This window comes from Shewanella sp. BC20 (assembly GCF_003129585.1).
Classification (GTDB): domain Bacteria; phylum Pseudomonadota; class Gammaproteobacteria; order Enterobacterales; family Shewanellaceae; genus Shewanella; species Shewanella seohaensis.
In genome coordinates this window covers 250,594-274,454 of the sequence record NZ_NHRI01000002.1, presented here as the reverse complement: position 1 = coordinate 274,454, position 23,861 = coordinate 250,594, and the positions used below count along the sequence as shown (strand labels likewise).

At 46.8% G+C, this 23,861-nt stretch carries 27 protein-coding genes; 11 read left to right on the top strand and 16 right to left on the bottom strand.

The genetic code is table 11. The features are described 5' to 3' along the window. Positions 1-78 precede the first annotated feature (78 nt). From CBX96_RS03740 to CBX96_RS03720, 5 genes are all read right to left on the bottom strand, one after another. Positions 79-447, bottom strand: a complete 369-nt coding sequence (locus CBX96_RS03740) for a YbaN family protein (RefSeq protein ID WP_011626436.1) — start codon at positions 445-447, stop codon at positions 79-81. Between the two features lie 100 nt (positions 448-547). Then, positions 548-670 carry a hypothetical protein gene (locus tag CBX96_RS21635; protein WP_011623018.1) on the bottom strand — a complete coding sequence of 41 codons (123 nt, stop codon included), beginning with the start codon at positions 668-670 and terminating at the stop codon, positions 548-550. Between the two features lie 156 nt (positions 671-826). Continuing rightward, complete coding sequence (locus CBX96_RS03730; protein ID WP_109285733.1) at positions 827-1,567, bottom strand: DUF2063 domain-containing protein; 741 nt, start codon at positions 1,565-1,567, stop codon at positions 827-829. Continuing rightward, positions 1,567-2,406, bottom strand: coding sequence for a DUF692 domain-containing protein (locus CBX96_RS03725; protein WP_109285732.1), 840 nt, complete (start codon positions 2,404-2,406; stop codon positions 1,567-1,569). Before CBX96_RS03725 ends, CBX96_RS03730 begins: the two co-directional genes overlap by 1 nt. A gap of 142 nt (positions 2,407-2,548) precedes the next feature. Further along, on the bottom strand, positions 2,549-2,980 hold the full coding sequence (locus tag CBX96_RS03720; RefSeq protein WP_109285731.1) for a hypothetical protein: 432 nt from the start codon (positions 2,978-2,980) through the stop codon (positions 2,549-2,551). 259 nt (positions 2,981-3,239) lie between these two features. Between CBX96_RS03720 and CBX96_RS03715 the strand changes: the two genes are divergently transcribed. Continuing rightward, complete coding sequence (locus CBX96_RS03715; RefSeq protein WP_089067605.1) at positions 3,240-4,187, top strand: tRNA-dihydrouridine synthase; 948 nt, start codon at positions 3,240-3,242, stop codon at positions 4,185-4,187. A gap of 162 nt (positions 4,188-4,349) precedes the next feature. After that, on the top strand, positions 4,350-4,709 hold the full coding sequence (locus CBX96_RS03710; RefSeq protein ID WP_011717378.1) for a TraR/DksA C4-type zinc finger protein: 360 nt from the start codon (positions 4,350-4,352) through the stop codon (positions 4,707-4,709). Positions 4,710-4,801: 92 nt separating this feature from the next. Here CBX96_RS03710 and ushA read toward each other — a convergent pair whose 3' ends face one another. The 3 genes from ushA to CBX96_RS03695 form a co-directional block, all read right to left on the bottom strand. Beyond that, positions 4,802-6,523: a bifunctional UDP-sugar hydrolase/5'-nucleotidase UshA gene (gene ushA / locus CBX96_RS03705; RefSeq protein WP_109285730.1), complete on the bottom strand. Its 1,722-nt coding sequence runs from the start codon at positions 6,521-6,523 to the stop codon at positions 4,802-4,804. Positions 6,524-6,887: 364 nt separating this feature from the next. Then, positions 6,888-7,553 carry an alpha/beta hydrolase gene (locus CBX96_RS03700; RefSeq protein WP_089067603.1) on the bottom strand — a complete coding sequence of 222 codons (666 nt, stop codon included), beginning with the start codon at positions 7,551-7,553 and terminating at the stop codon, positions 6,888-6,890. Between the two features lie 52 nt (positions 7,554-7,605). Continuing rightward, positions 7,606-7,833, bottom strand: coding sequence for a DUF3389 domain-containing protein (locus tag CBX96_RS03695; protein ID WP_011623027.1), 228 nt, complete (start codon positions 7,831-7,833; stop codon positions 7,606-7,608). 386 nt (positions 7,834-8,219) lie between these two features. Here CBX96_RS03695 and CBX96_RS03690 point away from each other — a divergent pair, with 386 nt between their 5' ends. Then, positions 8,220-10,148, top strand: coding sequence for a M1 family metallopeptidase (locus tag CBX96_RS03690; RefSeq protein WP_109285729.1), 1,929 nt, complete (start codon positions 8,220-8,222; stop codon positions 10,146-10,148). A gap of 287 nt (positions 10,149-10,435) precedes the next feature. Here CBX96_RS03690 and CBX96_RS03685 read toward each other — a convergent pair whose 3' ends face one another. Beyond that, on the bottom strand, positions 10,436-10,924 hold the full coding sequence (locus CBX96_RS03685) for a peptidylprolyl isomerase (RefSeq protein WP_109285728.1): 489 nt from the start codon (positions 10,922-10,924) through the stop codon (positions 10,436-10,438). A gap of 208 nt (positions 10,925-11,132) precedes the next feature. After that, positions 11,133-12,425 (bottom strand): lytic murein transglycosylase, encoded by a 1,293-nt coding sequence (locus tag CBX96_RS03680; protein ID WP_258294030.1) that lies wholly within the window; start codon positions 12,423-12,425, stop codon positions 11,133-11,135. 407 nt (positions 12,426-12,832) lie between these two features. Between CBX96_RS03680 and CBX96_RS03675 the strand changes: the two genes are divergently transcribed. Beyond that, positions 12,833-13,192: a DUF2750 domain-containing protein gene (locus CBX96_RS03675; RefSeq protein ID WP_011072081.1), complete on the top strand. Its 360-nt coding sequence runs from the start codon at positions 12,833-12,835 to the stop codon at positions 13,190-13,192. Positions 13,193-13,249: 57 nt separating this feature from the next. Further along, positions 13,250-13,891 (top strand): hypothetical protein, encoded by a 642-nt coding sequence (locus tag CBX96_RS03670; protein WP_109285727.1) that lies wholly within the window; start codon positions 13,250-13,252, stop codon positions 13,889-13,891. 186 nt (positions 13,892-14,077) lie between these two features. Here CBX96_RS03670 and CBX96_RS03665 read toward each other — a convergent pair whose 3' ends face one another. Next, on the bottom strand, positions 14,078-15,022 hold the full coding sequence (locus CBX96_RS03665; protein ID WP_011717385.1) for a chemotaxis protein CheV: 945 nt from the start codon (positions 15,020-15,022) through the stop codon (positions 14,078-14,080). Positions 15,023-15,223: 201 nt separating this feature from the next. After that, on the bottom strand, positions 15,224-15,838 hold the full coding sequence (locus CBX96_RS03660) for a class I SAM-dependent methyltransferase (RefSeq protein ID WP_109285726.1): 615 nt from the start codon (positions 15,836-15,838) through the stop codon (positions 15,224-15,226). 96 nt (positions 15,839-15,934) lie between these two features. Here CBX96_RS03660 and CBX96_RS03655 point away from each other — a divergent pair, with 96 nt between their 5' ends. The 5 genes from CBX96_RS03655 (at position 15,935) to CBX96_RS03635 (ending at position 19,210) form a co-directional block, all read left to right on the top strand. Beyond that, complete coding sequence (locus CBX96_RS03655; protein ID WP_109285725.1) at positions 15,935-16,492, top strand: LON peptidase substrate-binding domain-containing protein; 558 nt, start codon at positions 15,935-15,937, stop codon at positions 16,490-16,492. A gap of 116 nt (positions 16,493-16,608) precedes the next feature. Next, the gene (locus tag CBX96_RS03650; RefSeq protein ID WP_181382129.1) at positions 16,609-17,277 is read left to right on the top strand and encodes a sigma-70 family RNA polymerase sigma factor; all 669 of its coding nucleotides are present in this window, start codon (positions 16,609-16,611) and stop codon (positions 17,275-17,277) included. Then, positions 17,270-17,965: a ChrR family anti-sigma-E factor gene (locus tag CBX96_RS03645; protein ID WP_109285724.1), complete on the top strand. Its 696-nt coding sequence runs from the start codon at positions 17,270-17,272 to the stop codon at positions 17,963-17,965. Before CBX96_RS03650 ends, CBX96_RS03645 begins: the two co-directional genes overlap by 8 nt. A 534-nt stretch (positions 17,966-18,499) precedes the next feature. Then, positions 18,500-18,673: a hypothetical protein gene (locus tag CBX96_RS03640; RefSeq protein ID WP_011072074.1), complete on the top strand. Its 174-nt coding sequence runs from the start codon at positions 18,500-18,502 to the stop codon at positions 18,671-18,673. A gap of 276 nt (positions 18,674-18,949) precedes the next feature. Continuing rightward, entirely contained in the window at positions 18,950-19,210 is a 261-nt protein-coding gene (locus CBX96_RS03635) for a hypothetical protein (protein ID WP_109285723.1), read from the top strand. 3 nt (positions 19,211-19,213) lie between these two features. Here CBX96_RS03635 and CBX96_RS03630 read toward each other — a convergent pair whose 3' ends face one another. Further along, a complete protein-coding gene (locus tag CBX96_RS03630) occupies positions 19,214-20,161 on the bottom strand; it encodes a 1-aminocyclopropane-1-carboxylate deaminase/D-cysteine desulfhydrase (protein WP_109285819.1) in 948 nt (315 codons plus the stop codon). Between the two features lie 269 nt (positions 20,162-20,430). Here CBX96_RS03630 and CBX96_RS03625 point away from each other — a divergent pair, with 269 nt between their 5' ends. Beyond that, positions 20,431-20,838: a YccF domain-containing protein gene (locus tag CBX96_RS03625; RefSeq protein WP_011626453.1), complete on the top strand. Its 408-nt coding sequence runs from the start codon at positions 20,431-20,433 to the stop codon at positions 20,836-20,838. A 62-nt stretch (positions 20,839-20,900) separates the two neighbouring features. On the opposite strand, the gene CBX96_RS03620 is transcribed toward CBX96_RS03625, so the two are convergent. From CBX96_RS03620 to CBX96_RS03610, 3 genes are all read right to left on the bottom strand, one after another. Then, positions 20,901-21,770: an alpha/beta fold hydrolase gene (locus CBX96_RS03620; RefSeq protein WP_109285722.1), complete on the bottom strand. Its 870-nt coding sequence runs from the start codon at positions 21,768-21,770 to the stop codon at positions 20,901-20,903. After that, complete coding sequence (locus tag CBX96_RS03615; protein WP_089067597.1) at positions 21,770-22,795, bottom strand: M14 family metallopeptidase; 1,026 nt, start codon at positions 22,793-22,795, stop codon at positions 21,770-21,772. The genes CBX96_RS03620 and CBX96_RS03615 overlap by 1 nt, the downstream gene beginning before the upstream one ends. Before the next feature lie 106 nt (positions 22,796-22,901). Then, positions 22,902-23,654, bottom strand: a complete 753-nt coding sequence (locus CBX96_RS03610) for an ABC transporter substrate-binding protein (protein WP_109285721.1) — start codon at positions 23,652-23,654, stop codon at positions 22,902-22,904. Positions 23,655-23,861 lie beyond the last annotated feature (207 nt).

Genomic DNA, 23,861 nt, shown 5'->3' with positions numbered 1-23,861 from the left:
CACGTCATTCCTCGTTTCGCGAGCACAAACTTGCCAGAACGAACAAAATTTAATCTCGAAACATCAACACGCCCTACACTAGGATTCGATTTCAGGAATGGTTTTAAGATACCAAAGTAATCCGCAAGCCATGGTGAGCAGCAGCAACTTCACCCATACAATCGGGACCACCAAAATGCTAACGCTAAAACTGAGTCCCGTGAGCAACATCGCTCGGCGTTTAAGGCCGGGGCGCATCGCCCTGTGTTGTTGCCATTGGGTCAGCGCATCGGCAAACCAAGGGTGTGTCATCAACCACTGGTGTAAGCGCTCGCTTGAGCGGGCAAAACAAAAAGCCGCCAATAGAATAAACGGCACTGTCGGCAACAGAGGCAATACAATACCTAGCAGTCCAAGGCCCAACGCCAAGCAACCTATCAATAAAAACAAACCGCGTTTCAATATCATAGTTTGTAAATGATCATAGTATGTTGATGCCTCAAACCTGAAAAACAAAAGCCACTCAAAGAGTGGCCAGTAGTATACTCAATTTGAGATTAAAACCTGCTTAAATTAAGCCTAATTGCTTTAACCAAGTCAGGCTTGCTGGTAGCGTCGGCAACAGTAAGACTAAAATAAAACCAATAAAATACATAAAGTTAAATGGGTCTTTAAATGGCTGACTGCTCATTACAGCTCCTCAAATGTGTGCAAAGATAAGTGCGCAGGAATCGTACAGTGATTAAGATCACAAAACGGGCGCCATTGTAGCGGTTTGTCAAATCAACAAAAACCCTTTTTATGTAAGGTTATTGCATTTATTTTGCTGATTTTAGCAACATGCAGCTTAAATTCCGCGCACTATCCCTTTAACGGCGAGCTGTTCGAGTAACTGAATACAGCCTTGGGTTAAGATCTCCGGTTGCATTTGCGGATAAATCCCTTGCAGCCAGTTCAGTATGTCATCGAGGCGACTCTGCTTTTGTTCTGCCAAATATCCCAGCACTTGCGCACTTAGCGGCGTTAATTGTAAGAAGCCCACCTCGCCCGCCTCATCCTGATAGAGGCAAAAAAACACCGGCTGTGGCAGCGGCGTTGTGGGGCGATAATCTTGGCGGATCTGCTGCACCGGATATTGGTACTGAGCCACACTCGCCGTTGCCGCTAAACACAAATTACGCTGTAAAATATCTGCGCTGGACAGTCGCTCTTGCTGGTCAACTTGTTGCGCCGTTGCCACTCGAAGCTCAAGCCATTCATAGTGCGCTAGCTCCAACATAAAAGGCGGATCACTTTCTGCTAGTGAATATTCAAATTGCAGGAATTGTAAAAATTCTCCGGCAATATCAATAAAAATTGGGGACTTACAATCGTGTTGACTGAAAAAAGCCTGCACTAAGGCTTGCCATTGTGCATGGCTATAAAGACTTTTAAGAACGGGAAAGGCATTAGACACAAAACCCATCACATTATTAAAAAACAGCTCTCTGTAAACCTGCATCCGCTCAAAGGGCACACCGCTCGGCACAGGATTTTGGGGATCGCGAATATAATCGATAAAAGACTGTTGTACTTGCGTAAAATCCATCAGGCAATCCTCTTGTCTAAACGATTTTTCGCCCGCGCTTGATAGGCATGGATTTGATTAATCTCATCCAATAACTGCACCGTTTCAGGCAGATTAAAGTCACGCTCGAGCAGTGTCGGCAAGACGCCATGCTGGGCATAGCACTTATCCAACAATGCCCAAACCGGATCGTTGATGTCGCTGCCATGGGTGTCGATCAGCAAGGTTTCGGACTGTTGGTAATGCCCTGCGATATGCAAATAGGCGATGCGCTCCGTTGGCATGGCCTTTAAATAAGCCTCGGCATCGTATTGATGATTTATCGAGTTCACATAGATATTATTCACATCTAACAGCAGCTTACAGTCGGCCTCCTCTAACACTGCGGTCAAAAACGCCTGCTCACTCATCTGCGCGCTCGGCGTGGCATAAAAGGAAATATTCTCGAGGATCAAAGGCCGCTCTAAAATATCCTCCACCTGTTTTACCCGCCTCGCCACATGCTTAACGGCGTCATCGGTAAAGGGAATGGGCATCAGATCGTATAAATGACCACCACCCGAGCAATAACTTAAATGCTCCGAATAGACGTCGATTTGGTGCAGATCCATAAACGCCTTCACTTGGCGGACAAATTCCAAATCTAAGGGAGCAGGACTGCCGATAGAGAGTGACAGACCATGGCAGAAAAAAGTATGTTGCTCAGTAAGCTGCCTAAATTGCTTGCCGTATTTTCCACCGAGCGTCATCCAGTTTTCAGGGGCGACCTCTAAAAAATCGATAGCCGTTGGCAGCGCTTGGCAAAACTCACTGAGCATTTCACGCCGTAAGCCTAATCCAACCAATCCACTCTCTTGCATTGCTTTCACCTTTTACCTAGGGTGTATTGACCTGTCGATATTACCTTTTCGTTCTGGCAAGCCCACACTCGAATGCTGCGAAACAAAGGCCAGCTGAGGCTGGCCAAGTGTAGAGCTGAAGCTCGATAGTCTCGACTCGTGCTTATTTCATTTCTTTTTTGACTGCGTCGGCCTTAGCTTCGACTTTTTCAGCGGCTTTTTTCATATCACCACCGCATTTGCCTTCACCACACTTACCTTCGTGAGCTTTATCGGCAGCAGCTTTCTTCATATCGCCGCCACATTTACCTTCACCGCATTTACCTTCGTGGGCTTTATCAGCGGCGGCTTTCTTCATCTCGCCACCACACTTGCCTTCACCACACTTACCTTCTTTGGCTTTTTCGGCTGCAGCTTTTTTCATATCGCCGCCGCATTTACCTTCACCGCATTTACCTTCTGAACCGACGATTTGATAACCAGCTTCCATGGTTTCAAATCCGAATGGGTTGGTTTGCGCATTCACGGCGAACGCGGAACCGACCACCACTGTACCTAACGCAACTGCAACGGCTGTTTGCTTAACTGACTTCATATGTTTCTTCCTTATTCTTGATTAATGGTGGCCAACAACAGTGTTGTAGCTGGCTTACTGCAAAAGACCCGCCCCATCTCGGTTTCATTTCAAAAAATATCACCAAATCACAGAAATAATCAAAATATGCTGATAGGAAACAGAATTTAGTCGTAAAAATCCCCAAAAACAGCTCTTACCCTTCCCTCGCAATGCTTTGTAACCACAGTCCAATAGGATAGAATGCACGCCCTTTGAAACTGGATATGGGTTTGTTGCAGTGCGCGTAATTTTGGCTCCGATGGAAGGCGTGGTTGACGACTTAATGCGGGATATTTTGTCTTCAATTAATCCCTACGATTTGCTCGTCACCGAATTTGTGCGCGTGGTTGACCAACTCTTACCCGAAAAAGTGTTTCTCAAACTCTGCCCAGAACTGCTCAAAGGCGGCTTTACCCCCTCGGGCACGCCGGTTCGTGTACAGCTTTTAGGGCAAGAGCCCAACTGCATGGCCGAAAACGCGATGCGCGCGATTGAGCTTGGCTCCCACGGTGTCGATGCAAACTTTGGTTGCCCCGCTAAAATGGTGAACCGCAGTAATGGCGGCGCGGTGTTGCTGCAATACCCTAATACGATTCACGACATTGTGCGCGCCATGCGCCAAGCCGTGCCCGCCGAACATCCAGTGACGGCGAAAATTCGTTTAGGCTACGAAGATAAATCCCTGTTTATGGAAAATGCGCTGGCCGTGTATGAAGCGGGCGCGACAGAACTGGCTATCCATGCACGCAGTAAGGTCGATGGTTACAAACCGCCCGCCTACTGGGAATACATCACCGAAGTGCGCGAGCGTTTGCCCATTCCAGTGATTGCTAATGGTGAGATTTGGAACCGCGAAGATGCCGAGCGTTGTATGGCGGTGACGGGCTGCGACAGTATTATGATAGGTCGCGGCGCCATTTCGCTGCCCAATCTTGCCGATACCATTAAGACTGGCGCGGCGCCTTACAGCTGGGCTGACACCTTAGGCTTGATGCTAAGCTACACCCAACGCGAGCTGAGCGGCCGTAAGAGTGATTATTATCCGGCGCGAATTAAGCAGTGGTTTAGTTATTTGAATCGCCAATACCCCGAGGCGGACACCCTGTTTAGGGAGCTACGCATCTATAAAACCACAGAGGAAATTGTGCGAGTGCTGGAAGAGGCGCAGCAGCGCCTAGGCGAATAGCCACTGATAACGCATAGGATAATCCCATGAGAAAGTGGTGAAATTTATTTTAAACACCACTAAATCCCTGCAAATCGGACAGATACTTGATCTTTATCATAGTCGTTGATAGTGGAACTATTAGACTGAATGTCCAGAGTCAGATAAAACAGGCGATTTTACGTGAGCACCACCCATATCAGACAAGAATTGTCAGAGCTTGAAGCTAATCTAAGGAAGGAAATCGGCGCGCTCCCTCAGTTTATTGAAATACTTGGGGCGCATTATGCCAATCTCAGCTTAGGCGAGTTAATTGACCGCCTGGCACAGAGTCACCTCGCAGAACATCCGCTATTTTGTCGTTTAAACCGCCTCGATGCCGCCTTCTGTCAACTCGACTTAGGCTTATACGGCCTATGCTCAGATTGCGAAACTGAAATCGAAGCCGAGCGCTTAACTCAAGATCCCACCGAGCAACGTTGCAGTAGCTGCGCCGAGCATTATCAGCATGAGCATCGCCATGAGCTTAGGCTAAGCCATTAACAGCTTTAGGCTTTATCGTTTTCTCAGTCAGTTTACCAATAAAAATGCCACTCAAATGAGTGGCATTTTTTACGATAATTTATCGCAAGTGATTACAGCTTACAGCCTTCAACACTGTTTGAGTTTTCGTAAACAATGTCGCCCACTGGATTGTAGTCAGCAGCAACGATTGTTTGTTTCTCTTTCAAGAATGAATAGAGTAAGTCCGCATCCACAAAACCTGTTTGGATTGGGCTAGCCAGTTTTGGATAACCATCACCACCTGCAGCGTTAAAGCTAGGTACGGTGAACTTATAGTTTGCCGTTGCGCTGAACTCTTTGCCGTTGATTTCGCTGATATTAGCCGTTTTAGCCACACAGTCGATGGTCATTTTCACGCCAGTGATCTGCGCATAACCACCAGAACCGATTTGGATACTGCCCACAGCGCCTAAGTAAGCCGCGACTTCAGTGCCCGTCATTTCGTTCAGGGTGACCATGTTACCGAAAGGTTGAACCGTCAGCACGTGACGGTAGGTAATGTCGCCCGCTTCGATAGATGCACGCACACCACCTGAGTTCATTACACCAAAGTCAGCAGACACTTTACCGCTTTGTGCCATGGCTAACATGCGGCCTAAGTTGGTTTGCTTGTTACGTACGTTTGCACGTTCACCGTCGAGCAGCGCATCGGTAGTCGCAATCACTTCGTCTAACTTAGCTTGGCCTTTCTCTTGGTAGTAAGACAGCAGCTCTTTTAACTCAGCATCTGGCTCAATCTTAGTACCAGCCAGCTCAGTGGTTTTCTTGCCAGCTTCGTCCAGTTTACGCATGTTCACAGGGATCAGCTTGTAGCTGGCTAAGTGCAGTTCGCCATTGAAGTATTCGAAATCCGCACGGCCAACATACTTACCCCATTCGTGGGCTTGCATGATCCAAGTGCCGTTTTGCTGGTCTGGCGCACAATCATCACCAGGTTTGAAGCTCGCGTAAGACGTGTTGTCAGTTCCCGGTTCCATACACACTGGGTTTTGTGAGTGACCACCGATAACAACTTGTAAGTCGCCTTTATTCAACGCACGCGCCATTGCGACGTCGCCAGGGGCGTTGCTACCGTTTTGACCGTCGGCATAGTGACCCATGTGAGTCGTTGCGAAAATCACATCAGCCGCTTTGGCGTCTTTAATTTCTTTGATAACTTTCGCCACTTCCACTTTAGGATCGGTGAAAATCAAATCGCTGATAAATTCTGGGTTACCGATTTTTGCAGTGTCTTCGGTGGTTAAACCAATCACAGCCACTTTAAGACCGTTAATATCGAACACTTTGTAAGGCTCGAAATAACGCTCACCTTGACCACCCTCAGCGTTTTTACGGTAAATGTTTGCCGCCAGCATTGGGAATTCGGCTAAACGACGCTGCATATCTAAAACAGATAATGGGTTATCGAATTCATGGTTACCGACTGCCATTGCGTCGTAACCAATTTTGTTCATACCAGTAAAGTCAGGAATCGCATCCTGTAAATCAGATTCTGGTACGCCGGTGTTAATATCACCGCCAGATAATAATAATGTTTGGCCGCCATTCTTGCTGACTTCAGCGCGAATTTGATCGACTAGAGCTTTACGAGCCGCCATACCATATTCGCCATCACTGTTTTCCCAGAAACGGCCATGGTTATCGTTGGTGTGTAATACGGTAAATGTTTTACAAGCGCTGCCCGCTTCGGCACAGGTTGTTGGTACTTTAGTATTATCATCATCACTATTACAACCTGCTAGCGCAGCAAGCACTGCAGTCGCAATTAATCCTTTAATAAGCTTATTTGTCATTACATCAACCCCTTGATTTTAATTATTTTATCATAGATAGATTGTGCGAGTACCATCGACTCTCGCGCCACGCATAATAACAAAGAATAAAGACGAATTGTGTCATTTTTATTAATAAACGTGACTTTAATGTGGGATCTTTAATGAGTTTTAAGACAGATTTGTTTCAAATAAAAAATAAGCTAAACGACTTATTTTTTATTTCACAATCTAATGGGGAAGGCATTTAAAAAGAAAAGATTTAACGCTTTAATTTAAGCAACTTAGATAGCGTTGGCAATATAATGGATTGTTCTCTATATAAAACACCATGCAACCAAAATTTAATTTACCGCATGGTGTTTTTATCGGCATTTAGATTTTTCTACATTTCAAAACACTGTTGTAACCAAGTGCTTATTGCTTTCAATTGTACCGGGATAACCGAATGCGGCATCGGGTAGGTTTGCCATTGCACCGAATATCCTCCGGCCATTAACGCATCTTTCGCTAATAAACCTGCGGATAGTGGCACTACATCATCCTGTTCACCGTGCTGATGTAAAATAGGCGTTTTCGCATTGGCTGCACTTAATTGGCTGGGTAATACATCACCCGTCGGTAAATAACAGGAGAGTGCCATAATTCCTGCGAGTTTTTGAGGATAACGTAATCCTGTAAATAAGCTCATCACCCCGCCTTGGCTAAATCCGGCTAAGACGATGCGCTCACTGGGGATCCCCGCGGCGATTTGTTCGTCAATCAAGGCCTGTACACTCAGCTCTGAGGCCATCACGCCCTGCATATCGGCTCTATCGTGCAAATCCATGCTTTTAATGTCATACCAAGCGCGCATAATGTAACCGCCGTTGATGGTCACCGCTTGCTCTGGCGCATGGGGGAAGATAAAGCGAATGCTGTGTCCCGCTGGCAAGCCTAATGCTGGAACCACAGGTGCAAACCCTGCGCCCGAGTCCCCTAAACCGTGTAACCAAATCACCGCAGCCGTCGCCTCAGCTTGAGGCTCAATCACAATACGTTCAAGTGTCATACTGACAAATCCCTTATAAATCAAAAGTTATTATGCTCGCCCTGCGAGCGCTTTACAGATAATCAATACCAAGGAGAGCTTGCAATGCATCGAGCTGGTTGGTGTTATCTAATTTAATGCTCCAACGCACGCCGCCGCCATTGGCGATGATCATCGGCGGCTCCTGCCTAAGGCTGATGTCTTCGGCCGCGGCTTGAAGCACCACATTGGCCATGTTCAGCCGGATCTGCACTTCAAATTCAGTGGCAATCAACTTACCCTGAGAAAATTCCACTAACATAGCTATTCCGCTCTCGTGATAGTCACTGTTAAAACGCGCCATAATAGCAAAGTTATTTCGCCAAGGATGAACTTTTAAACTCGCACTACCGTTGATCACAGACACGCCATAGGTTGAGCAAGCTTAGGTCTACCCATCGACATAAAATCTACATCGCTCGGTTTGAGTGCGCTTACGTCAAATCCTTATCCGCTCGGCATAGACTCTTAGCCAAGCCATTTAGCAATGGTAATCCCACAGTGTAGATAAAGTTTAATTACATTTTAGTGTCAGCTAAAGTGCCCCAAAGCAGAGCAGTTCGAGTAAAATCCCGCATCTGCGATGCAAGTCCGCTCACGGCTAGTACGCTTTACGCCATAACAAGAATCACAACACTGGGTGGTTATATGTTTTTATCCCGTCGTACCCTCATTAGCAGCGCACTCTTGATGCTGCTGCCATTAGTACAATATGCCAATGCGGCCAATGCCTTACCGAATACCAGCCTAGCCAGCGTCACCGCCAGCCAAATGCACTCTGTCACCGATGAGCTGACCTTTGCCAATTACCAGCAAGTGAGCATTCATCACATCGCATTGGCATTAAACGTAGATTTTGCGCAGCAGCAACTCTCGGGGGACGCGATTCTCGAACTGGATTGGCATCAGACCGGAAAAGTACTAGTGCTCGATACACGTGACCTTACGATTAACAGTGTCAGCATGTTAGATGCAAACGGCCAATGGCAATCCGTGCCCTTTAGTTTAGGTGCAGCCGATAAGGTCAAAGGCGCAGCGCTCACCATCAATCTGCCTCAAGAGCGAGTCGCTAAAGTCAAAGTTAATTATCATACCTCCAAGAATCCATCAGGCATTCAATGGCTGACTCCAGAGCAAACCCAAGGTAAGCAATGGCCATTTATGTTTAGCCAAAGCCAAGCCATCCATGCCAGAAGCTGGATCCCGCTGCAAGATACGCCCGCAGTGCGCCAAACCTACAGCGCCACTGTCACAGCCAAGCAAGGCATTAGTGTCGTGATGAGTGCCGATAGAGAGAGCGTGTCTGCGACGCAAACTCAATTCAGTATGCCACAAGCGATTCCAGCTTACTTGATTGCCATTGCCGCAGGACATCTGCAATTTGCCGCCTTAGACGACACCTCAGGCATTTGGGCCGAGCCCGAAATGCTTGCCAAGGCCAGCAAAGAATTTGCCGATACGCCAGAGATGATTGCCATCGCCGCCAAACGCTACGGCGATTACCGTTGGGGCCGATACGATTTGTTGATCCTTCCGCCGAGTTTCCCCTTCGGTGGGATGGAAAATCCACGTTTATCCTTTATTACCCCCACGGTCATCGCGGGAGATAAAAGCCTAGTGAGTTTAATCGCCCACGAGCTGGCCCATTCTTGGTCGGGCAATTTAGTCACTAACGCCACCTGGCGCGATCTCTGGCTCAACGAAGGTTTTACCACCTATGTGGAAAACCGCATTATGGAAGATCTCTATGGCAGCGACCGCGCCCTAATGGAGCAAACCATTGGTTACTCAGAGCTGTTGGCCGAATTAGCCGAGTTACCCGCCAGCGATTCAGTGCTGCATATTGACTTAGGCGATCGCGATCCCGACGATGCCTTTAGCGGCGTCCCCTATGTGAAAGGACAATTATTTCTGCGCTTCCTCGAGCAAAAATTTGGCCGCGAACGGTTCGACACCTTTGTGAAAAGCTACTTCGATCACTTTGCGTTTCAAAGCATTACCACAGAGCAGTTCCGCAATTACCTCACGCAGCAGTTATTGCAGAAATATCCCAATATCGTCAGCGAGTCCGAAGTGGATACTTGGGTGGAGGGACAAGGTTTACCCAGCTTTTTAGTGCCACCCAACTCACACGCCTTCGATGATATCGATGCTCAGCGCCAAGCCTGGTTAAAGGGCAAACGTGATGCCAGCGCTCTGAACACTCAGGGCTGGACAGTGCATCAATGGCTACGCTTTATTAATGAAATGCCGAGGCTAAATCTCACTGAGCAGCAATTAGCCGAGTTAGATAAGGCCTTTCATTTTACTGGCACGCACAATAATGAAATCGCCTTTGCTTGGTATGCCCTCGCCCTCGATAACGGTTACTACAGTGTCTTACCGGCACTGAAACAACATTTAACCGAGATTGGCCGCCGCAGGCTGATTGTGCCTTTGTATCAAAAACTGGCGAGCAGCGAGCACTATGACTGGGCAAAAACCGTTTACTTGGCGGCCCGCAGTGGTTACCACCCACAGACCCAAGCGAGTCTCGATATGATGTTTAGTGATAAACCGATGGAGCATGTTCATTAAGCGGTGCGTTTGTTGGACTTGAGCGCAGAAAGCCTGTGCTCAAGCCTCGCCATGAAAAGTGGGCATAAGTTTAGCGGTGAATCCTATACACAAAAGCCACGACCTTGATTGAGAGATTTTGATTACGAAACTGTGGTTGCGAGACTTTGATTACAAACATGGATTGCAAACCAAAGTATTAGCGCACAAAAAAGCCCAAACCTAGGTTTGGGCTTTTGTTTACTTATCTGGTCATTACTCCCGAGCACCCCTGCTGTAGCAGAATATTGATGGGAGAACCACACAGATTAGTGGTGGTGACCGCCTACACCGTGGGCATGACCGTGGGCGATTTCTTCATCGGTCGCATCACGGGCGCCAACCACTTCGATATCGAAGGTTAAGTCACGGCCCGCTAATGGATGGTTAACATCCACAGTTGCCATAAACTTACCCACTTTGACGATAGTCACTTGACGTTGACCCTGATCAGTGTGAACCACAGCCGTCATGCCGGGCTTCCACACGTTAGCGCCTAACAGGTGCTTCACAGACACACGTTGCTGCGCCGCTTCACCTTCGATACGTTGACCATAGGTTTCAGTGCATGGCAGAGTAACAGTGAACTTTTCACCAATCGCTTTACCATTAATCGCATTCTCAACACCTGGCATCATGTTGTCATGGCCGTGTAAGTAAGCAATAGGTTCGCGACCTTCGTTCGTCTCGATCACTTCGCCTTTTTCGTCGCGCAGAGTGTAGTTAAACTGCACAACCATATCGTCTTTAATGCTCATCGAATATCCTTTGATTTGCCTCGATTTCAAATGTCGGCCGAGCTTAACAAAACTGACCTTTGCACTCCACTGTTTTATCCCTGCGATACATCACCAAAGCTTAAGCGGCTGCGGATCAGCAAGCACAGCGTCTAAAGTGGCATGGGTTGAGTAAACCATAGGCCACTTGCGGCAATATTCGCAGTCAGTACGACTCAACCTAAAGACTTTAGAGTGAAATCCCCAATGCGCTAAAGACCTCAGGGCTTGGGAAACCGTCAGCAATCATATTCTTACTGCGCTGGAATGCTTGGATCCCCGCCGAAGAGTTGCGCCCAAGTACGCCGTCGGGTTTTCCGACATCGAAGCCGGATTCATTCAGCTTGGTTTGTAACTGTTTGATTTGCTCACGACTCAAACGTGGTTGCTCGGGCGGTGCCACTTTTAGTGGTTCGCCACCATTAATTCTATCGGCCAAATGACCAACGGTAATGGCGTAAAATTCAGAGCGGTTCCAACGCATGATCACATTGAAGTTCTCATAGCCTAAAAACGCGGGGCCAGTATGACCCGAGGGCAAATACAGCGCCGCCTTCATATCGATAGCCGGTAAAGGCTGACCATTACTTTGCACGACAGATTGCGCTGCCCATTGGGATAGCGGCTGCGCCTGTTTGGCACCAAGGTTTTCATAGCTGAAATTGCGCGGCAATATCACTTCACGCCCCCAACGCTCATTACGTTGCCAGCCTAAATGCTGCAAAAAATTCGCCGCCGAGGTGAGTGCATCTTCGGTGCTATTCCACAAATCGGCCTTACCGTCACCATCCCCATCGATGGCATATTTTGCATAGGCCGAGGGCATAAACTGGGTGTGACCCATAGCGCCGGCCCAAGAGCCTACCATAGTGCTCTTATCAAAGCCGTATTTTTCTTTTAACTTAAGCGCTTGCATCAGCTCAGTCGTAAAATAGCCACTGCGACGCGGCTCACAGGCCAAGGTAGCAAGAGAATCTAACACGGACATTTTGCCTTTGTAGGAACCGTAGTTAGTCTCTAGTCCCCAGAAAGACAGAATATATTGTGGCGGTACACCGTATTGCTGCGCCAATTTATCGAGCAGCGCGCGGTGTTTTTTCAGTAAACGACGGCCTTCATTCACCCGCCAATCGGTCGCCCGCTTAGTAAAATAGTTGTTGAAGGTTTGGCTAAACTCGGGCTGAGCTTGGTCAAGCTCAATCACTTTAGGCACAAACTGCAAACTGGCGACTGTATCTTGAATAGTGGCTTCGGATAAGCCTTCGGTACGTGCGCGCTCCTGTAAGTTAGCTACACAGGTCGGGAATGCCGCAGCATGGGCGGCGATGGTGTCACTGAGCGGCATTTCTTGCACGGCGGCCTGCGTCTCGGCGATCGCAGTTTGAGTCGTACCGCCGGAGGTTGGCGCGCTCGAACACGCACTTAAGCTCACACACGCGGCGATGCTGGCGGCAAGATAGGACATTCCTTTCAGTTTGATCAAATCAATTACTCCTACAGTCAGCGCTAAGAATGTATCTTAGCTGAGCGAGGCAAGAGGTGAATCACCCCGAGCCAAGAGAGATACGATATTTAGCCATAAACAGGTTGCAGCTGTGTTGATAGATCAAAAAAACAGGGCAACGGCCAAACATCCACGAAACTATTTTCTCCCCCAGAAAATCAAGTCAGATACTCACCAACAATCAGTAATCCTTATTGGTGCCTCTGCTCGGCACATCCTGACCCATAGCGCCCGCTAACACAATGCTTATCACCACAAATCGCCGGATAAATTCACTTATTGCTCAGTTAACCAACAGCAAAAAAATCTTAGCAAAGAATCCCTTGGACTATCTATCCGTTGCCGTATAATGGACAAGTTAACAGCATACTTCAAAGAGACCTATCATGACTGAAATCAACGCGGCGTTGGCTGGCTTTATCGAAAACGTAAAAGAACATCAAACACTCTGGGGTTTGATGGATGAAACTGGCGAAGGCTGGGTCGTTTGTGACTCGGGCGAGTTCGAAGATACTGATGTTATGCCTTTATGGTCGAGTGAAGCGCAGGCAAAGTCTCACTGCACCGAAGAGTGGAAAGACTACCAAGCGGTAGCCATTAGCCTCGAAGAATTCCTCGAGTACTGGGTATCGGATCTCAACGATGATGGCGTGTTGATTGGTGTTGATTGGCAGAGTGATGAAGACTGCTTAGAGTTAGATCCTATCGTTCTGGCGAAAGATTTAGTTGATGTTGAAGAGGTTTAATTCCATCAACCAAAACAGCATGTTTAAGGCATCAAGGGCTGAGGTATCTAGCTCTTGATGTCCGCTTTCCCTTGTATTGACATTCCCTTCGATAAACGTCACCTCTGTTGGTTTTGCGGCGAGCCCTGCAAAGACCGATTGGAATATCAAGCTGAGTCACATGCGCCTCACCCAGCATTGGCCGTCCCTTGCTGCGCCGAATGCTTAAAACTTGCTAAAAAGCACACCTTAACCTCTATCTGGGATTGCCGAGTGGCGGTCAAAGATGCCCTAATGAGCATTTATGCCAAGCACTTAGCTATTGGGATTAATTGGACAGAAGAAGAGTTAGCCGAGTCTGAATTTTCCTGCAAAGTGTTTGAAGGTTTTAAAAAAAGCGCTTGGATGATGTATCAAATTGCCCGAGACAGGATTAACTTTCCGGGCTGGCCAATACAACTTGAAGGGGTCGAACTCGAATGCCAGTTAGACAGTACCCGCTTTGAGTTTGATGGGGTAACTTACACCTCTTTACCCGCGGCGATTCACTACTACAGCCAACAATTCTGCTTAGATCCCGTATTTTTTGCCGAGCTTATCCGATTAGTCGGTAGGCAGAGATTTAACTATGCCCTTAGGCTTGCGCGGATCTATATCGCCGCCGCCAAAGAAATGAAGCGCCAAGTCCTTGCCGATGTTAAAGCCGAACTCAATCAATAAGCCATATCGCGGTAAGTCGTCTACATCACTGCAAATAGCCCGAGTTACGACCAATAGTACGAGTCACAAGTCACAAGTGAAATACTCAAATCGAGTGCTGAAAATAACAAGGCCGCCAATTGCAGGTTGCTAGGACGGCCTATGGGTTTCAAACCTGTAATTGAGCAATCGGTTAAATCAGTGGCGTTATTTGCCAATAACTTGTTTTAATCTGTCCTGCACCACTTCCACCAACAAGTCGGGCTGGAACTTAGAAATAAACCTGTCGCAGCCGACTTTTTCGACCATTGCATTATTAAAGCTACCACTGAGTGAAGTATTTAAGGTGATAAATAAGTCCGACATGGCCTTATCGTTACGCACTTCATAGGTCAGCTTGTAGCCGTCCATCTCCGGCATTTCGGCATCGGTTATCATCATCAAAAGCTCTTGGGCGACATTCTTGCCTTCATCGCGCCATTTTTGCAGTAAATGCAATGCCTGCAAGCCATCTGAGGCTTCGATAATTTCAATCCCGAGTTGGCCTAAGGTCTCACGCACTTGGCGTCTGGCGGTTGAAGAGTCATCGACAATCAACACCTTCTTACCGGGCATCTTGTCTAACAGGCTCTCATCTAACACCCCTTCGGAGAGACGAATATCGTAATGGACGATTTCCGCTAATACTTTCTCGACATCGATAATCGACACCAGTTGCGACTGACCTTGGTATTCGATGCGGGTAATGGCCGTGAGGTAATTATTACGCCCAGCCGTTTTAGGCGGCGGCATAATATCGCTCCAGGTCATATTGATAATGTGCTCAACCTTACCGACTAAGAAGCCCTGCACACTGCGGTTATATTCGGTGATGATCATATTGGCATCATCTCCCGGAGGCACAGGTTTAAAACCGATAGCCGAACGCAAATCAATCACGGGAATCGACATGCCGCGAATATTCGCCACCCCAAAAATATGGGGATGACTGCCGGGCATAGAATTTAATGGCGGTAACTTGACGACTTCTTTGACTTTAAAGACGTTAATCGCAAATAACTGGGTAGAGTTAATTCGAAAAAGCAGTAGTTCGAGCCGATTTTCACCGACGAGTTTGGTTCGTTGATCTACGGTTGCAAGCACGTTTGCCATAATGCGACTTCTCTACTTTGGAGGAACAGCTTTCCTCACCAGTGACGGATTAAGCTAAATTATAGCGGTAAACTCACCATGAGAACCATGCGATAAGTCGATTTTATCTAAAAATTACAATCACTCGGCAATCCTTTATCCTTCGCAAGCGCCCCAATAAATAAATGATTCGCTTACGGCTATCGCCGCAATTTATCCCCTTTATGCCATGCGTTTTTGGGCCAGCACCATGCCCGAAAGGTTGAGAAGATTTCTCTCGCAGAGGATCTCAAATCCCCCTTGGCGCAGTCCCGTTAACCATTCTTGATGGTTAAATCGATTCTGTTGTGGATGTTCAAACAACCGTCGACTCAAGGGATTGCAAATGGCAGCGCGGTATAAATCTTCCACAACAAAGTAACCGTTGGGTTTTAGCACCCTTGCCACCTCGGCAACCGCCGATTGCCAATCGGGAATGTGGTGAAACACGGCGAAATTGAACACCACATCAAACTGGATATTTGCAAAAGGCAATGCAGTAGCATCGGCAACACTGAATGCCAATTGGCTTAACCCATGGGGTGAATCATGCCAGCGCGCTTTAGCGGCTGCGACCATCTCAGGATCAAGATCGACGGCCGTCACTTGCTCGGCCCCAAAATGATCGCGGATCAGCTGAACTCCGTTACCAAAACCACAACCAATTTCGAGGGCGTGACGTAGATAAGGAAGGGGTTTGGGCATCATAGAAGTCAGTAATGGCGCTTCAACATGGTTTTGCAACCAAAAACGCAGCGGATGCTGGACTAACTTTTTCTCGAATGGATTTAACTTCATCTCATCCCCTTAAATGAATCGGTTATTGCTTGGTACACTGATCAAATTCTGTATATGGTACGTAATGATATAGACATAAGTTCACTTGAGGCCACTATGAAATTACCTCTTTTTCCTTTGCCAATCTGTTTATTACCAGAGGGATATACTCAGTTGCGCATTTTTGAACCTAGGTATAAACGCTTAGTCGCTGAATCGCTAAAATCGGCGGATGGCTTTGGCCTGTGTATGACATCGGAAGATGGCAAAACCCTTTATCCCATCGGCACGCTGGTGCATATCATCGATTTTGAAACCTTACCCGATGGAATGCTCGGAATCAGCATTCAAGGAAAACAACGCTTCACATTCGGCGATATCAGCATAGAGTCGGACGGATTAAAACGCGCCGAGGTGAAGCTTATCGATAATTGGCCGAGTACACCGATTGAATACGATGAGCGTTACTTGAGTGAGATGCTGCAAAACATACTTAAGGAGTTCCCCCTGCACCTGCAACATTATCAGGTGGAACAATTTGAAGATATCGCCTGGGTGTGCCAACGCTGGTTAGAAATTCTGCCGGTGCAAGCAGCAGAGAAATACACTTGCATCAATGCGTTAGATCATCAACTGACACAGGACTTATTACATACTGTCATTCAATCCGCTTGAGTGATCCAACTTCCCGCGCGCCACGTATTGCTCTGTATGCTTATCGAATGTCGGCCCTGACGTAACATCTTTTGTGATGTTCAGACTGGATTGAACCTTAAGTAAAGAGCTCAACAATGGAAAATTTTCAATCACATTTAGCGCAAAATCGCTATGATAGGCAGTTAACATCCCCTATCGATATGGCTATGGAAAACGATAGCACTATTTCAACCGCCAATGAGCCAATCACAGATGCGGATCCTTTGACGCGCGCCATTATACGAGTCGCGAATCAACGGGATAAAGCCGCCTTTGCGGAATTGTTCAGCCATTTTATGCCCAAAATTCGCGCATTCGGTCTGCAACGCTTAAATCAGCAAGGGCTGGCCATGGATCTGGTGCAAGAAACCATGACCTTAGTGTGGACCAAAGCCCATTTGTACAATGCCGACAAAGGCTCGGTGGCGACCTGGGTTTTTACCATTATGCGCAACCAGTGTTTCGACATGCTCAGGCGCATCCAACATAACCGTGAAGATGCCTTCGGAGATGATATTTGGCCTATTTACGATGTGGCCGTCAGTCAAGAAGGCGGCCCAGATCATAAACTCACCGCCAAGCTACTCGCGCACTTAGATGCCCTACCCCTGCCCCAACGCCAAGTGGTTCAAGGGATCTATATGCAAGAACTCACGCAACAAGAATTAGCCGATGCCTTAAAAGTCCCGATTGGTACGATAAAATCGCGACTCAGATTGGGGTTAGAAAAGCTGAAAAGCTTTTTGGAGACGCAACATGATTAAACATCATCCCCATACCGATTTGCTGTTAGCCCATGCACAAGGCGAGCTGCCGTTGTCTATGTCAATTGCCATTGCGGCCCATTGTGCCCTTTGCCACGAATGCCAATCGCAAGCTAGCCGCTTTACGGAGCAAGCGGCAGAACTCGCCTTTTTAGCGCCGAGCAGCATCACTAAACAAGCTTTAATCAGCGAAACAGATTCAGCACAAGATGACACTTGGCAGCAAATGTTGTCGCATATTATGGACTTGCCCGAAGCAACGCCAGCTGAAAGCGACTATCCTACCAAAGCGACGGTTTCCCTTAATCATAAGCACGTGCGCTATGAGATCCCGACAGTATTTCGCCAACATATTGCTCATCCGTGGCAACAGATTGGTAAAGTCAGCCGAATGCGTTTCGATGTGGATGAAAGCCATACCCGCGCCAGCCTATTGCATATCGACGCCTTAGGTGAAATCCCGCAGCACACCCATAAGGGATACGAGCTAACCCTATTATTGGCGGGGGAATTTTCGGACATCAACGGGCAGTATGTTCCCGGCGATTTCATCATCTTAGATGGCAACACGCATCATTCACCTAAAACCCAGTCAGGCTGCCTCTGCTACACAGTTTTAGATGCGCCGTTATATTTTACCAAAGGGCTCAGTAAATTATTGAATCCCATTGGTGAGCTGATTTATTAATCTCGCTGACATTAAAAATAAGCTGGCAGAGTGAATAACCGATAAACGCAAAATTACAACAAAATACCAACAAGCCTTTTTCCCGCTGAGTAAAAAATAAACTTGCCAGCGGGAATTTTGCTGTTATACTGCCCGCCGTTTTGAGAAGTATCTTGTCGTTATCCTTTTTATATCGGTTTGTACATTCGCGTAAGCAATGACAAACACGATCCTCACGAAGAAAGCCTACTACAAGTAAGTCCCACAAAAATAATGAGTTAGTGATTTTCTGCATCGACTCAAAAACAGTGAACTATTTAATTAAACCCATGTCATAGTATTGTCACTTTGCTATGGTCAACTGGGCTAATTGAGATATTCCATTGACATAATCGCTGATATGCATTAGTTATCAATAAGGCATCTCTTGATTAATGATCATGGAATGGGTAACCTCAAGACTCATTGGTATCATCTTTCGCAATTATGCTAAGGATATTTTATTGTTACAACTTACTCACCTAAGGGTGAATTGAATTAAAAGGAGTGTGGCCTATGTCATACAAAATTAACGGACATGAAATCACAGTGAACTTCCCTGTAGATTCAATTTCAGTCAACAAAACATCCATTGCTTTTACCGATAGACAAGGTAAAAATAGACAAACTTTTTCAAAGCGTACCGAAGCCTTAAACTTTATGAAATGGCTTTTGTCGTCAAATAAATAAGTTTGATTTAGTACTCATTGAGTACAAATAACGGCATGTTGGTTTATTCGGTTCTCATTTTTCTCGCCATACCGAAATCGACTCGCCTTTATAGATAGCCCAATATCACGATTTGCTATCCCTTTACGTCGAATGACGAACTCGTTTGGTTCAGGCGGTATCTAGCTCACACAGATACGTGCCGAACCAAATGTGTATTCCACTAACCTAGATCAAATTAATCTGCATTTACCCCTGCTAATATAATCACTCACTCAGTTTGTGAATGTATTTTCTATGTCAAAACCCGATTCTAAAACGGCTATGCTGGCCTTAATAACCCAGATTAAACAGGTTATTCCGCTCAACTTAGATGAAGCACAAATGTGCCAAGGTGAGTGTTTAGGCTGTTCTAAAAAAATGCTGGAAATGTTGGATGCTGAAATAAGCTATTGGCAATATTCAACCGATACGCCGGGATTGAAAGATCTTAAACATCTTGAAAAGATAGCCACACGCACCCACAAAATATTAAAGCGTAATAAGTTAGTTGGCTAAACGCTATCCTGCATCGCCCTCACCGTATTTTCGTCTATATCTTGGCAACATGGTTTGATTTCCTAATAGCCCCCCCTGATGAATATAGAGGATGGAGGCATGTTGCTCGCGCTGTAAATAATCCTCTAACACAATAAAGCCTAAGGGATCGTAGAGTAATTCAAATTGCACACCGCTGGCACTGAGTCTTTGCCACATGGCATAAAACTCAGGATAGAGTTTCCCAAAATGGTATTTCTTCCCCACATTCAAAATCTGTGGATGTTCAGCAGAGTTGGGATTTAACTCATAAAACTGCTGCGTTAAATACTCATCGCCGCCGACAACGGCGCAGGTAAGCACGCGAATATTCAATTGCTGACGCACAAAATACTGATTTAAAAAGAGTGCCGTTGTTCCTGTACCTGCAGGTAAAAAAACCTTGAGATCGGAAATTTGCTGTGACTCGGCCCAAGCAGCTATTTCGGTGGCTAACTGACTGACGCCATATTGCGCATACTGACAGCGCCCGCCTTCGGGAATAAACAAAGCGTTAGGCTCAGCCGGCAAGACTTGCTGCTCAATAAAGTCATGGCAAGTCCAATTAGGCTCACGTTGGAGAAAAGGATTGGTTGCAATCAGGCTTGATAAATCAATGATACGCGTACCATTGGCGATGGCAGCGGCATAATTACCCGTCGGCAAGGTGCGGATATGGCTGGCAATATGATCCACATAAAAATCGCACTGCCAGCCCTTCAGCTTGGCGAGCGCTGACAGTGAATATAACGAGTTAGCCTGCGCGGAGCCATAACCAATCAGCTTAGTCACGTCAGCAAAATCATGGTCTAAAAAATAGGCAAACTTACGCGCTTTATTGCCACTAAACGCAGGATGCAATAAATCGTCTCGTTTGAGAAATATCTCGCGTCCGGCAAAGGAAAAAGACTCTACAGGACTGTCGGAGAGCAGGCTTTTGGCTAACATGGATACACTCGAAGGAAACAAGGCCGTTAGTGTACCGCGAGCTTGCCTACATCGTCCGTAATTATTAAGCATTTTCGCGAAAATCTAGCATTTTTTACAACGTCACACCGTCACCAAGATAAATATTTTACTGATAAATAAGGAAAAATATTTTGGCACAATTCTCGCTTACTCCATTTAAGTATCAATTAATGATTCTGTGTGTTGGCCAAGGTAATGCCAACACAGATTTAAAATGTGTTAAGGAGTATTCAATGTCACTTTTACGGTTAATTTTCAATATTGCTTGGTTTGTCCTTGGTGGATTTGTGATGGGACTCGCCTGGTGGCTCGCGGGGATTTTGTGTTTTATCAGTATTATCGGTATTCCCTTCGGCCGCGCCTGCTTTGTCATTGGCGAATTGACCTTTTGGCCCTTTGGACAAGAGCAAATGAATCGTCGTCACTTAACCGGACGTGAAGATTTAGGCACAGGTGCCTTTGGTATGGTGGGCAATATTATTTGGTTCTTGCTGTTTGGGATTTGGTTGGCCATAGGCCATTTGGCCCATGCCCTCGCCTGCTTTGTGACGATTATTGGTATCCCCTTCGGGATCCAACATATCAAGCTGGCGCTATTAAGCCTGACACCGATTGGGCAAACCATAGTAGCGAAAGCGTAATAACCACAGTAGCGGAAGCCTAATAATCATAGTTGCTAAAGCCTAAGTCGGATCACTCAGCACTACTCTGCATCACTGGGTAGTGCTGATGTATAGTTAGTCAGTGATTGCACTAATCTTGCTTCGTGATAGTCCCTTTCTTCATCGAGTAAATCAGTGTAATCAGCAAATGGCTCACTCACTTCCCCTTGTTCTAGACTTATCATTTCGAATAGATAATGCGCCAGTTTGGCTGGCGCATCTATGGTGATGTCATGACCACAATAGGCCAAGACAACTAAGTCGACGTTAAAATGTTGTGCTAATGCCCTGCTGGTTTGAATATTCACTAATGCATCACGATCACCCGATAAAATACTGACAGGAACAGGCAAAGACGCTGGGCTGCGATAACGAAACGCCGCCCACAACTGACGACACGCATTACTAAAATGCGGTGTCGACTCTTGGCGATATTGGCTCCAACGAGCAATCAAGGCGACATCGCGCCGATGGCGATAACTGGTTAAGCGCACAATCGTCGATTCGATAGGATTAAGCTGTCGACCGCGGCAACGTTTGAGCCAAGCACTCAGGGCATTCAATCCATTAAATCGCTGATACCACGGTGATAAGTTAGCCGCGCTACTATTCAGCACAAATACGTGTTTTATCTGCTCGGGGCGCTGCTTAGCCATTTCCATGGCGAGCATGCCGCCCATCGATAAGCCCAGCAGATAAAAGGCTTGTCCCGCTAAATGCTCATCCAATTGTTGCCATATCGAGCTGGCATATTCAGGGATAGTTAAAGGGCTGACTTGGTGAGTGAGGATCCCATTGCCAGGCAAGTCAGGGGTAAAAACGGTGCAGCCCCTTTGCCTTAATCTCTGATCAAAGCCATTCCAATGGCGTTGATCGCGCATTAAGCCCCTGAGTAATACCCACGTTGTCATCAAAAACGCTCCCGATACCAAAACTGCTGCGCACTCTGCGCCAGTTGTGTGAGATGTTCGGGCGTCAGTCCTTCTAACTCCCGTGCGTACGCCGCCTCCATCAAGAACTGCATCAGAACGGTGTGCCGGCGTAAAATCCTGTGGTGCCTGTGTGTTTTTTGCGGATTAAAGAAGCCCGCAAAATTGAATATTTGCCTTGGATTTTTCTTAATCCATGCCCATGAGCCCATCTCTAAGGTCAAAGGTAAGAATGGAATATTGGCTTGAGGATCCTGGGTATGATGCTGGCGGTACAAGTAATCCCAAATATCACCATGGGTGCGATAAAACTGGCTCTGGGGCGCAAGCCGATAATGGCCATGATGGGGATAGCTCGCTTCAAATAACTGCTTTAAGTGATAAATGAAGTGAGCATTTTCAAAGGATGCGCGCGTGTGGGCATAGGGAAACCAGATATGATCCGTCAAACCAAAGCCAGAATGCGCATCGAGTGAAATAAGACTGGTGCTTTGTCTAAGCAGTTGTTGCACATAGGCCACCAGCCCTGCTGTTTCAAGCTCCATGCCGCCAAGGCCACGAAACCAAGGCAGCTTGGAAGAGAGCCGCTGCCCTCCAACCATAAAAGACACTTTTTCCCGGGACTCTATCGGCGCGTTGCGCATCAAGTCGACCTGATTGCCATTACCGCGACTGCCCAGCAGTAATCCGACGGGATTCACCACAGGGACAAAGGCTAAGCGGATGTCCGTTAACAACTGTTGTAGGTGTTTGTCCCACGCAAGGCGCTGCAACAGGCTGTTAAGCAAAGCTAAAATCACCTGGGAGCCAATCCGCTCAACCCCATGCACGCCGCCAACGAATAACACGGTCGGACATGGGCGTTCGGTCACGCCTAACTCGACACTGTAGAGCGGAAAATGTTGGTGCCGAAATGGAATGTCTGCAAGAACTTGATATTTGAGTTTAAGATGATGAGTATCAATGAGTTGTGATAGTGTATCTAACTCGAAGGGAATGTTATTCATATCATCCTAGAAAGTGAAATGAGCATAGACTCATAGCCTTAGGACGATATTAATGGCTAACCACGACAAATTTATGACAACAGATTAAGCCAAAGCCAAGCTCACTTTAGTGGTGTGTTACTTCTTCCTGAAACAGCAACTCCCCCATAATGCTTTCAATATCCAGTTGTGCTAAGCCCTGGTCGAAAACATCCCGCCAATGGCGCCCCTCCTCAGTATTACGAAACGCAACATAGAGCTGTTTATTGGCAAGCAGTTGTTTATTCACCTGTAATTTATCCGCCAATGGCTGCAAATGAGGTTGCTTTAACAGGAAATAAAGTACGTTGACATCAATCACTGCGCCATCGATGCGACCAGCTGCCACCTTCTTGATATTTTGTTCATCGGAGGTCACGGCCTCGACGGGCTGCGAACCAGAAGCAATCATCAAATCCAGCGAGTCGGTATTCACATAGTCCTTTACAACCCCTAAGGTATAGCGGTTCAAATCGGCTAAATAATGCCAACTAATGGGATGAGATTTTTGCTCAACAATACCTAATGGACTGATCCCTATTGGTTTTGAAAAAACAAATTTGTCTGTTTCAAAATAATATTCTGGAAAATAGCCGATGTAATCGGAGCTGGGCATGGCTGCCAATTTTATCGCTCGGCTCCACGGATAAAAATCGACAACAAGTTGTTGCTCCATGCGCTCGAAGGCGGCTTGAGCGACCGCGACACTGGCCCCCTGTTGTGCCAACTGCTGACCGGAATAAGGCGGCCAGAGTAAAGAGGTGAGCTTAAGCGTGTCGGCAAATGCGCTATTGGCCATAGTGAAAAGGCAACAGAGCATCAGTGGGCACCAGCGGATCATAACACCTCCCTCAAAGGATCATCTGTTTTAATGGCTTGAAAAACAAACAATTCATCACATGCTCATCGGTTAAACTCTTTTCAGTATAATCAGCCATCCCTCAAGGTACAGTGAATATTTGTTACATATTTAACCGACGGGAACCTAGCTTAAGCAGAAATGATAGGAGTAGACTGAATTTGCATCGATACTCACTGCTCGTCATTC